Consider the following 12,222-nt stretch of genomic DNA (forward strand, 5'->3'; position numbering starts at 1 on the left):
AATGCCTGACGTTCCGATCAATACCGCCTTCAAGCTCCAGGCGCCCGCGCCGGGCTTCACCTTCTTCGCCCAAGACCAAGTTCTCACCGCCGAGCAACTCAACCAGCTCATCCAATACCTCGACTTCCAAGAACGCCAGACACGAGCCTGGCTGGTCGGTACTGGTATCGTCTGCGGACTGGAGCTCACCGTATCCGAAAACAAGATACTCCTTTCCCCAGGCTGCGCCCTCACTACCGACGGCGACTTGCTCTCCCTTTCCCAACCGCAGGAACTCCTCCTCGCTCGCCCCTTCAAGGACGAAAACGCCAACTATCCAGCCCTCGCCAACGCCAACGCAGTCAGGGAACTCATCAGCAAAGAACAACAGGAAAACGGCGACAACTCCCAGCCCCTATCCCCCCAACTTCTAAAAAACAAAGTCCTCGTCCTCTACCTGGAAAGCTACGCCAAGGAACCGGACTTCTGCACCACCGAAAACTGCGACAACAAGGGCAAGATCCAGCACAACAATCTTCGGATCCTCCTCGCCCCCAAATCCGCCTTTCCCGCCATCGCGCCGCCTCTCAGCCAAATCGCCTCGGATCTCCCGGAACTCGCGCCCGTGCGACCCAAGATCCAAAGCGGCATCGTCAAGAAGCTGGAAGGGAGCGACAGCCTGCAGAGCCGCTACACCAAAGCGATCGACGCCTCCGCTAGCCTCGTAGGCAAAGCCTTCGCCCTTATCGAGAAAAACAAGGACGCCTTCGCCCCCGCCACCCAAGGCGACGACCTCAAATGGGTCGCCAAACTCCCGCAAGGCTTCAACCCGAATACCGAAATCCACGGGCTGCAAAGCGTGTATTCATTTTATCGCGACTTCTGCCAAGCCTTCAACGAGTGGAAGGAATCCCTCTTCCAAAACGAAGCCTTCTGCGTACCCGCCTTCGAAGCCCACCCCAAGCACGTGCTGCTCGGCGAAGCCAACGACACCTCGCCCTGCGACCGTTCCGGCCTGCGCCACTCCTTCGCCCGCGCCCAAGCCAACAACGCGACCCCCCAAGCAAGCCGCAAGACTGCCCTGCTCTGGAATCGCCTGCGCTCGCTGGCCCAGAACCTCGACTACGGACGCACCTTCGGCCTGTCCGAAGTTCGCATCTGCACCTCCCCCGCCTGCTCCCATCCCTTAGGCCAGCGCTCCATTCCTGCGTACTACAAAAATGTGGATACGATCCCATGGAGAGTCGAAAACCTGCTCCGCTGCGACTCCACTCCGGCGCCCTCCTACGACAACAACAACGAGAAATCCCTCGAGCAAGCCCTGCCGGAAAACGGCTTCCTCCGCATCGAAGGCCACCTCGGAAAATCGGTCGATTCCGTAACGAAACGCCTAGAGCAGCTGCGCGACCAATATAACCTGCCCTTCCAAATCCTTAGCATCCAAATCGAAGACGACCCCGATTTCGTGCGCCTTCCGCCCATTCGCTTCTTCGACCTAGAAACCTCCTTTTTCGACCAGCGCTCCCGCGTGAAACTGCACCTGCGCGACCTCGATGGCTTCGCCGACCGCTTGCAAAACGAGATCGACGCAGGCGAAAACCGCGTGCCCACCAGCGAAGCCAGCGTCTCGAAAGTCGACCTCGTCAAAACCCGCGACGCCGCCGGACAAGTCCGAGCCAAATCGAAATCCGCCCTCGCCGACCTGCCTGCCAAGCTCAGCCTCGCCGACAGCGCCCAAGGCCTGCGCTTCATGAGCGACTACAGCGAAACCATTCGCCAAGGCCATATCGTCAACAAGAACATCGGCTCCATCGCAAACAACGTCCAGTTCTCACCAGTCGACCGCATCGTGCAACCCGACTACTCCGCCAACTGGAAAATCCTCTTCGACCGTCTCAAGAAACGGAAACGCAAAGTCGCCCAGCTCTCTACCTTCGAGAAATTCCTCCGCAAGAACCCAGGCCTCGAACACCTCGGAGGCGTTCCCATCGGCGGCACCTTCGTCCTCGTGTATTCGAAATCCGAAGACACCAGCAAACAGATCGTAAAGGCTGACTTCTGCCTCCCCTACTACTCCTACTTCGACCTTTCCACCCTCGAAGAAGAAGATGCCCCCGTAGAACCGGAAATTTCCATCCCCGAGTTCGACCTCGATATCAAGCCATGGAAAGACATCTACGACTGGAAGGTTTCTCCCGTTACCGAGATTGCCATCGACCATATCTTCACCGCAAAAACGGCTGACTTTACCCAATATCTGGATACGACTATTACCGACCGCGTCACCTCCAGCTTCAACATCTTCAAGGACATCGCCAACTTCACGCGGGTCACCGCGCCCGGCAAGGGCGAGCTCGATGCCAGTTCCTTCGAGGCCGGTTTCTACGGCGGCAAGCCGCTCCAGATCGTCGAGATGGAGAGGGAGCTGGCCGAACTGAAGAACCAGCGGGACCAAGTCCGCAAACAAATCGACCTCGGCATCGCCCCAGCCGACGCCGACAAGCAAATCGTGGAGATCGAAAAGAAACAAGCCGAGGCCGCCGCCCGCTCGATGAAGATCATCGCCGAAGAAGCGGAACGCGCCGCTACCGAAGGCAGAAACGTCGACACCAGCTACGTGAACCTCGGCAAGAACGCGACCAACATGGTCATGGATATGGAGAGCGCCGAAGGCCAAAAGATCGTTGCCGAAAACGCCGACAAACTTGTCACCACTCACGCCAACAACAATCAGGTCAAAAAGCTCATCGGCAACATGGGCGCCGTCGCCAAGGTTCGCATATGAACGCCCATACCGTCCATCAGCTGCTGCTCGACGTATCGCTTCCCACCGGATGCGATACGCGACGCGTCGATGAACGGCTGCACGACTTCGCGACCGGCCCGCTCGCCAACAACCTGGACAAAGCATTTGCCCAACTCCCATCCGAGCACTCCATTAGGTTGGAGAAGCTCGAAATCGATCTCGGCGCCCTTTCGCTAGAAAGCTTCCTCCGCACCGGCGCCCAACAAATACGAGACGCCGTATCCAAAGAGCTCGCGCAGCAAAAACATTCCCACTCAAAAAACGCCCCAGACGCGCCCCAACAGCAATTCGATTGGCACAAGCTGACCGGCCAATCCGAATCGCTGCACGAAAAGAGCGCCGAAACTCGTAGCCGACCATCGCCCCAGCAATCCACTAGCGACGCCGATTCCCCGGCGGACGCCTTGCTCAGTTTCCTCGCAAGCGGACACCTCCCCTGGTGGTTTCCCAGCAGTCGCTGGAGCGAAGCCGCACAACCGAGCAAATGGACTGCTCACGCTCGGAAAACCTTCCTGCCGCGCTTTCTCTCGCTCCTAAAAACCAAGCCCGATCCCGTCCTGCGCCTCGCCCGATCCCTCGCGCTTCCCGAACTAAAAGCGCTTTTCCCAAAACCGAACCCAAGCAGCCCCCCACTCCCGTCCTCAAGCGAGGAGCAACAAAAACTCGCATTCCTAGCCTCAGTTCTTCCTCAATCTTCCGTATCCCTAAAAGAACTACAAAACCGAACTCCGCACTCTCGCCGCAAGGACGCGCCCAGCTATCCATCGTCCCCAGAGTCAGCTCCGCCTCTTCCTTTAAAGGAAGGGAAAAAAAGTACCCAGCCCCGCACCTCGAAAAGCGAAAGCCACGACCCAAACTCAAATTTCCAAGACGTGCTTTCCCAGGTCGCCCAGGAGCAAATCGCCGCAACCCGCCCCGACGGCCTCGCCATCGAAAATGCCGGACTCGTCTTGCTCCACCCCTTCCTAAGCCGACTTTTCCAATCGCTCGACTACCTCGACGAAAAGAAGCAGCTCCGTTCCGACACCCGCTGGCGAGCCGTCCAAATCCTGCAATTTCTCGGACGCGGAAAAGCGGCCCTGCCCGAGCACACTCTCCTGCTGGAAAAAACGCTCTGCGCCATCCCGCTCGCCGAAGTTGCCTCCTTTCCCCAGCTCACTGCCGAAGAAACCGCAGCCGCCGAACACCTCCTGCAAGCGGCCATCGACCATTGGGCCGCTCTAGGAAAAACGTCCCTCGACGGCTTCAGAGGCAGCTTCCTCCAACGCCAAGGCCTCCTCTACTTGGAGACCACCCCCATCCAACTCCAAGTCGAAAAGCAAGCTTACGACATGCTGCTCGACCGCCTTCCCTGGCAGTTCAAATACATCACTCTCCCCTGGCTCAGACGATCCCTCGTCGTCCAATGGCGCTCCTAAAAACGTAGCGCGGAGCTTTAGCCCGCGACCGCATTGCAAGATCCCTGAAAACGCACCCACCAGCCAAAACCTCAACCGCCTCTGCCGCTCGCCACGCCGCAGCTTCTCTCGCTTCGCCCTTTTTCCAGCCCGCTATCGCCGCCCGAACTTCCGAGGCCACTCACTCGTCCGCCACTCCGTCCCCGCTTCCCGCCCCGGCCGCGCAGTCCATCCAAGCCAAACTAGAAGTCAGCCAAGCCGGCGATCCCCAGGAGCGAGAAGCGGAAACCATGGCCGAAAAGGTCACCGCCCAACAAGAGCAGACCTTCTTCCGCCCCGCGGCCTCATCGCCGCCTGCCGCCCCCGAGAACCCCACAACTCCATCCACCGCCCAACGCTCCACCGGCGCGGAAAACGAACTCGCCCGAAGCTCCCAGCCCCCCGCCTCTTCCCCAGCCCGCCCCCAGCGCGCTCGTGCGCGAGCGCCGCTCACTCGCAGCACCCACCCCAGATCGCGACCCGCCCGATCCGCCTTTCGCTCTACCAACCCTCGTTCGGAGCCCGATAGCGCCCGCGGCCCACCGGCGCCGGGAGCCTCCTTCGAAAACAAACTCCGCTCCAGCAAGAGCAGCGGAACCCCTTTGCCCGAGCCGGTGCGCTCACCGATGGAAGCCTCTTTCGGAGCTGACTTCTCAAAGGTTCGCCTGCACACCGATACCCAGGCCGACACCCTGAGTCGCTCTATCAACGCCCAAGCCTTCGTTCATGGACAGGACGTCTATTTCGCCGCGTCCCGCTACCAACCGGAAACACGAGAAGGCCGACACCTGCTTGCCCACGAGCTGACCCACGTTGTCCAGCAAGGCCAAGCCCCCGCCCGCTCGATCGATCGAGCCGCCGCGCCACCTGCCACTCCGCGTATCCAACGCATACCTACTTCCATGGAAGAGGTACGCGAGGAGATCAACGACATCGCCGAAGCCATCCCCGGCTACTCGCTGGGCACCGTTCTCATCGGTTACAACCCCATTCTCGGCCGTGACGTCGAGTGGAGCGCCCGCAACTTCTTCCGCGGAGCCGCCGGACTTCTCCCCGGGGGAACCAAACTCTACGACCGCCTCAACGAAGGCGGCGCCCTCGATGACGCCTTTACTTGGATCGAGTCCCAGATTTCCCAATACGACCTCACTTGGAGCCGCGTCAAAAAGCTCTGGAGCCTCGCCTGGGACCGAATGGGCATAACGGAAGGCATCAGCGGAAACGTTCGCATCTTCAAAAACACTTTCTCCGGCTTCTTCTCCGACGTCGGAAGCTTCGTCAAAGCGGTTGCCGCCAAGCTCGTCGAAGTGCTGCGAGCCTTAGCCGTCACCGCAGTCAAAGCCCTCTTCGGGGAAAACAGTCCCGCCTACGACATGATCGTCATGGTCCTCGGCAACGATCCACTCACCGGCGACACGGTCGAGTGGTCCACCGTGGTCTTCCTGCGCAACGCCCTACTTTTCTTCGGCTTCGAAAGCCACCTCGCCAAAATGGAGGAAACCGGCAAGCTCCAGGAAGCAGCCGATTGGCTCGATACCCAATTCCAGATTCTCTACTCCGCTGTCAGCGGTCTGGCCAATGGCGTATCCGAAATCTGGAACGCGCTCAGCCTTGAGACCCTAGCCAGCCCCGCCAGTATTCTCAGCAAAACCGTATCCACACTCAAAACTTTCGTCGGCAAACTCCTCACCTTCGTTGGCAACGTCGCCATCAAGGTTCTCGAACTGATCAAGGCCGCCTTGATCGCCCTTCTCAAGCCGCACCTGAATTCAATTCCCGGATACCCGCTCTTCACCGTCGTCCTCGGCAAAGACCCCATCACCGGAGAAGTCGTCGAGCGAACGCCGCACAATTTCATTCGAGGGTTCCTGAGCTTCGTCCCAGGCGGACTGGAAACCTACCAAAACCTAAAGAAAAGCGGAGCCATCGACAGAGCCTACAACTGGCTCGTCGCGACCGTTACCGAGCTTGGACTATCGCCCACCGCTATTGCAGAGCGCTTCACCACGCTCTGGAACAGCTTCTCCATCGACGATCTTATGAACCCGCTGCCGGCCTTCGAACGGGTCGGCTCTGCCTTGCTCTCCTTCGTCGCCTCCGTTCTTAGCCTCGTCGCTCGCGTCGGCCTCAAGATCCTCGAGTTCATCTTCGTAGGCGTCATGGGCGAAGGCGGCGCCCGCGTCGTCGCCGCTCTCAAACAAGGCAAAGCAACCTTCACTCAGATCATCAAGGATCCCGTCGCCTTCCTCGGCAACCTCATCAAAGCCCTCGGAAAAGGCTTCGCCCAATTCGGCAAAAACATCTGGAAACACCTCAAGTCGGGCCTCGTCGGCTGGCTCTTCGGAGCCCTCGCCGGAGCTGGCCTGCAACTCCCCGAAACCTTCGACCTCAAAGGCATCTTTTCGCTCGTCACCCAAATCCTCGGCCTCACCTACCAGAAGATCCGCGTCAAGCTGGTGAAGCGACTCGGCGAAAAGCCAGTCGCCGGGCTGGAAAAGACCTTTGACTTCCTCAAGCTCTTCCTGAAAGAGGGCTTCGCCGGAATCTGGCAAAAGTTCCTCGAGTGGATGGGGAACCTCAAGGAAACCGTCATGGGCGCCATCAAGGAATGGATCGTTACCAAGATCGTAACCATCGCCGTGCAAAAGCTCGCCACCCTATCCAATCCGGTCGGAGCCGTGATCGAAGCCATCATCGCCATCTACAACATGGTCATGTTCTTCATCGAACGCATGCAACAGATCCTGGCTGTAGTGGAGAGCGTGATACAGTCCATCGCCAACATCGCCAACGGAAAGCTGCAAGACGCCGCCAACTACGTGGAGCAAACCATGGCTCGCACCCTCCCCGTCATCATTTCCTTCCTCGCCCGCCTCATCGGGCTCGGCGGTATCGCCGCCAAGATCAAGAAGGTCATCGGCAAGATCCAAAAGAAGGTCAGCAAAGCAGTCGACAAGCTGCTGGATTGGATCGTCAAAAAGGCAAAGGCCCTCTTTAAGAAAAAGAAAAAGCAGGGCAAGGTGGACGCCGATTCGCTCACGCCGGAGCAGAAAAAGAAGCTCGCCCGCGAAGAGGTCGAGACTTGGCTAGACAGGGGCAAGCACGCCGCCAAAACCATCCTCGGCAAGCTCAAGGAAGTACAGTCCAAGTACAAGCTTAAGTCCGCTTCCATCGAGTTCAGCGGTGGACGCCCTCGCATCGCCTACGTGGCCTCCCCCGCCGAGTACACCTACTTCGATGTCGTCATCGCGGAGCAGGACAACTCCAGCGCCGCTCCCCCCGCCACCGGAACCCGCAAGTTCACTAAGATCGAAAGCATGAACGGCGTTCCGACTCCCTTCGGCATCCTCCAGCAAACCTACGGCAGCAAAGTTCTCAGGGACAAGTTCGGCTACACCGCTACCACCCTCGACCGCCCCAAGTCCGTGACCGCAGAGAAGGCCGAAGCCACCGACTCAAACCACCGCGGAGCCAACACCGTGCAAACTGGATCCGGTCACGTCGGACTGGACGAGCAGAAGGTCATGATCAAAACTCCCAAGAGCATCTATCGCGGCGGCCACCTGATCTCCTACGCCTTCATGGGCGAAAGCAGCAACATCGGCTACAACCTCGCCCCCCAAGTCAACCGCTTCAACGCGCCCACCTATTTCAACCTCATCGAAGCGCCCGCCATGAAGGCCTCGCAAAAGGTCGAGATGTCCGTAACTCTTGGATACGACCGAAACTCCTATACCGTCGACCAACAAACCCTCAAGGACCACGGGCTCATCAGCGAGATCGATTTGGAGAAGCCCTGGACCGTTACCATCCCGCAGCGCATCCCTTCCACCTGGAACGCAACCCTAACATCAAAAACCGACGCCAACCTCCCCACCGGCGGAGCGACCAAGACCACCGACACCGCCACACAAGGACGCGTCGTCGACAGCGAAGGCCGCGTCTACTCCACCAAGAAAAAGAAAGTCGTCCAAAGCGCCGACGCCTTCTCCAAGATGGCAGTAGTCGATGGCGACCGCCCCGACGAAAAGGTGCAAAAATGGCGTTCCTTCAAGTTCCTCATCGCCGAGGGCGGCACGGTCGAGGACGACGGCGAGATCAAAACCGGTGGCGGAAAAACGGTATCCATAAATGCCCAACAAATCAGCTACGCTCCGCCTCCGCTAAAGCCACGACCCAAACCTCAGCCGGCTCCTGCCGATCCCCCAACCGCCACCAACGAAACGGCCCAAGCAAAAGGAAACGAAACCAGTAGCCACCTTTCAAATACAGAAGACCTAAAACCAACCAATGATATGAAAACGCGATCCCATCTGCCTCGCTCGCTTCGCCGCGTGCAACGCTACCGAAACGAAAACGCATTCTTCGGAAACGAAGGCCCCACCCACGAGCCCTTCTTCTCGCCAAGCGCCAGCTCCGAGAAGAGACAGGAAAAAGGTGAAAACGCCTTCCTGAAATCGTCCGAAGAAGAAGAGGCTCAGGTCAAGTCCAAGGGCGAGGAAGAAGAGGCGATCCAAAGCAAGGAGGAGGAAGAAGAAAGCGTCCGAGCCAAGGAAGAAGAGGAGGAGTCCGTACAGGCAAAAGGCGAGGAGGAGGAAGCCGCCCAGCCTAAGTGCGACTGCGGCGGCGAACACAAAGCGCCCGAGGAAGAGGAGAGCAAGCGACCCTTTCCAGGCGCCAAGGGCGGCGAGGCCCCTAGCGCCGCCACATCCAAACAAAATACCAAGGACTGCGACGAAAGCAAATCCGCGCTCATCGCCTCCGCTCGCAGCTCCGCCAAGTCCCTAGCCGCGAGAGCCGTCGGCGCTTCCACCTTCGTCAAGACCTTCGGCGGCATCGACCTCGGCACCGGCCCCAGCGCCGCCGAGCAACACTACACTCGCTGGTTCGGCGAACACACCCCGCGTCGAGCCGGCTTCGTCGCAAACTCCTTCACCCGCATCGCCAAAGCCCTCAACGGAAAAATCCATTTCGACTGCGGCTGCAAGAAAGACATCTACGCCTACGTCTACTCCGGTGGGCGCCGCAAAATCTACCTCTGCAAAAAGTTCTGGAACAAGGCCGGCTCCAGCGGCTTCGACTCCAAGCCCGGCGTCATCATCCACGAACTCGCCCACGAAGTCCGAACCTCCATCGGCGACAAAGGCTACGGCACCGCCACCGCTGAATCCCTCGCCAAGAAAAGCCCCAGCAAAGCCATCAAAAACGCCGACAACTACGAATACTACGCCGAAAGCCTCTGAGCCAGAACGTATCCACTAGATAATACAGATTCCCACCAGATCCATCAAAACGATCTGGGAAATCTGCGGTCAAAAAGACATCGAACTCCTCGAATGTCCTTCAGCTCAAGCGCCCTTCCTTCTCGTACTCCCGGGCGATCGCCAGCTCGATGTCCTTGGCTTCCAGCACGCAGTCCCCGCGCTCCAGCGACTGCAAGCTCGCGTACTGCAGCACGTTCGCGATATTCGCCCCCGTCAGTTCGTGGCGCTGGCAGAGCTGAGCCACGTTCACCCGCTCCGACAAGCTGGCCTGACGCGGCAACATGCGATTCCAAATCCGCTGCCGCTCCTCCGCGTTCGGCTTCGGGAAATGGATCACCGACTGGAAGCGACGCAGAAACGCTTCGTCAATATTCGTCCGCAAGTTGGAAGCGAGAATGACCAGACCGCCAAAGGTCTCCACCCGCTGCAGCAGGTACGACGTTTCCTGGTTCGCATAACGGTCGTGCGAATCCTTCACCCCCGTACGCTTGCCGAACAAGGCGTCCGCTTCGTCGAAAAACAAGATCCAGTTCTTGTCTTCTGCCTTCGCGAAAATCCGCGACAAGTTCTTCTCCGTTTCCCCGATGTACTTGGAAACGACTAAGGACAGATCGATCCGGTACACGTCCCTCCCCGTCTGCTTCCCCAACAGCGATGCGGTCAAGGTCTTGCCCGTTCCGGAAGGCCCGTAAAACAAGGCCCGGTAACCGGGTTTGATGAAACGCTCCAGCTCCCAGTCCACCAGCAGCGTTTCCCCATGGCTTATCCAAGATTCAATTTCACGCACTTCCGCCGCGGTCTGCTTCTCCAAGACCAAATCCTCCCAATCTAGCTTGGTGGTCAGGCGCTGGGCCGGAAAGTCTGGCCCCATGCGCGGACGCCGCGTCGGCAGCCCCATGATCTGGTCCACCACGTCCTCCCCCAGCTCCAAGCGACCGCTCGCCCACGACTCGTTCCCCACCGGCTTCTCCAAGCGCAGGATTCCCTTGCGAGCAAAAACGTGCTCCTCGTCGAACAAGCTCAGCACCTCCAAGCGCTCGTCGATATCCACCGCCCCCAGCAGAAACATCACCGTTTCCCCCGTCGGCAAAAACAGGCGCGAGTCCTTTCCGCGCACTCCGCCGATCCGCGGATAGTCCGCCGCCTTCGTCAAAGCCCCCGCTATCGCCTCGTCGAACAAATGCGGCTGCAGGTGCGAAGCCAAGGCCGCCGCAAAAACCACTCCCTCGCCTTCCGTCAGCAGCGTGCCCGCCAGCGCCGCACGCGTGCCGGCAAAGGCATCCCCCTTCACGATCTTGCCAAAGGGTTTCGGTCGCTGGCCCGACTCCAATTCACGGATACGGCTAGCGATCAGTTTCGACAAAGCGGAGAAGGCGCGGGAGAGGTCTTTCACGGAGAGCAAAGGGGGTTGAAGTTCCAAAAACGAGCCTGCGACGCCCCGGCCCCAGCGTCAATTTCCAAGCACCTTTCCCCAGCTACATCGTTCACTAGCAAGCGCCCTGATTTCCGTGCGCGAGGACGCAGTGATCATTTCTAATCGCTTCCTCCCCCTTCCTCCTCTCCCCGCTGCCCAAATTTGCCCGATTTGAATCGATTCCCTGCCTCCGCGTCGAATGGCGCGAGCGATGCTTACGATGGCACTCAAACGTAATACGTTTATCACTTTTCGTATTACTCTCTAGAGAAAATATAAACCGTCCATTCATCTATGAAGTTCGCTCGCCACGCCACTCGCGCCCTTTCGGCGCTCGCCCTCCTCGCCACCCTCCCCTTCGCCAAAGCGGAACCCCTGAAGATCGGCTACTCCGACTGGCCGGGCTGGATCGCTTGGGAAATCGGAATCAAGAAAGGCTGGTTCGCCGACGCCGGAGTCGAGGTCGACTTCCAGTGGATGGACTACGTCGCCTCCATGGACGCCTACGTCGCCGGCCAGCTCGACGCCGTCTGCATGACCAACGGCGACGCCCTCGCCATCGGCGGCACCGGCAAGCCTTCCGTCGGCATCCTCATCAACGACTACTCCAACGGCAACGACATGCTCGTCGCCGCCCCCGGCATCAGCTCCGTCAAGGAACTCAAAGGCAAAAAGATCGGAGTCGAAGAAGGCTTCGTTGCCCACCTCCTCGCCCTCAAGGCCCTAGAGTCCGCCGGACTCAGCGCCGACGACGTGGAATGGGTTAACGTCCCGACCAACGAGACCCCGCAAGTCCTCGCCTCCGGCGCCGTCGACGCCATCGCAGCCTGGCAGCCAAACTCGGGCCAAGCCCTCAAGACCGTTTCCGGCTCCACGCCTGTATTCACTTCCTCTGACGCTCCCGGCATCATCTACGACTTGCTCTACGTCTCCAGCGAAAGCCTCGAAGCCCGTAAAAGCGATTGGCTGAAAGTAACAAAGGTTTGGTATCAGATCGTCGAATACATCAACGACGAGGACAACCTCGACGAAGCCCTCGAAATCCTCTCCGCCCGCGTCGCCCTGTCTCCGGAAGAGTACGAGCCCTTCTTCCAAGGCACTAAGATCCTCTCCCTTCGACTCGCGAACAAGGTTTGGGAAGACAACAATTCCCTGCGCAGCGTCTACGGTTCCAGCCGCGTCGTCGACCAGTTCAACGTCGATCAAGGCGTCTACGAAGCGAACCTCAACATCGAGTCCTACCTCGACCCCAGCTTCACCAAAGCTCTCGCCGAGTAAGCAGTTCCCACTTCCATACTCATCTACTACCTAAAGGGAGCCGTC

General features: G+C 59.1%; 5 protein-coding genes. 4 read left to right on the forward strand and 1 reads right to left on the reverse strand.

The features are described from left to right. Position 1 precedes the first annotated feature (1 nt). The 3 genes from QEH57_RS07845 (at position 2) to QEH57_RS07855 (ending at position 9,464) form a co-directional block, all read left to right on the forward strand. Positions 2 to 2,764: a hypothetical protein gene (locus QEH57_RS07845; protein WP_309006158.1), complete on the forward strand. Its 2,763-nt coding sequence runs from the start codon at positions 2 to 4 to the stop codon at positions 2,762 to 2,764. Beyond that, positions 2,761 to 4,203: a contractile injection system tape measure protein gene (locus QEH57_RS07850; RefSeq protein WP_309006159.1), complete on the forward strand. Its 1,443-nt coding sequence runs from the start codon at positions 2,761 to 2,763 to the stop codon at positions 4,201 to 4,203. The genes QEH57_RS07845 and QEH57_RS07850 overlap by 4 nt, the downstream gene beginning before the upstream one ends. A 269-nt stretch (positions 4,204 to 4,472) precedes the next feature. Then, positions 4,473 to 9,464 (forward strand): M35 family metallo-endopeptidase, encoded by a 4,992-nt coding sequence (locus QEH57_RS07855; RefSeq protein WP_309006160.1) that lies wholly within the window; start codon positions 4,473 to 4,475, stop codon positions 9,462 to 9,464. A 100-nt stretch (positions 9,465 to 9,564) separates the two neighbouring features. Here QEH57_RS07855 and QEH57_RS07860 read toward each other — a convergent pair whose 3' ends face one another. After that, entirely contained in the window at positions 9,565 to 10,878 is a 1,314-nt protein-coding gene (locus QEH57_RS07860; protein WP_309006161.1) for an ATP-binding protein, read from the reverse strand. 315 nt (positions 10,879 to 11,193) lie between these two features. On the opposite strand from QEH57_RS07860, the gene QEH57_RS07865 reads away from it, so the two are divergent. Next, positions 11,194 to 12,177, forward strand: coding sequence for an ABC transporter substrate-binding protein (locus QEH57_RS07865; RefSeq protein WP_309006162.1), 984 nt, complete (start codon positions 11,194 to 11,196; stop codon positions 12,175 to 12,177). The last annotated feature ends 45 nt before the right edge of the window (positions 12,178 to 12,222 follow it).

Origin of the sequence: Pelagicoccus sp. SDUM812005 (genome assembly GCF_031127875.1) — a bacterium.
In the GTDB taxonomy this organism is placed as follows: Bacteria; Verrucomicrobiota; Verrucomicrobiia; order Opitutales; family Opitutaceae; genus Pelagicoccus.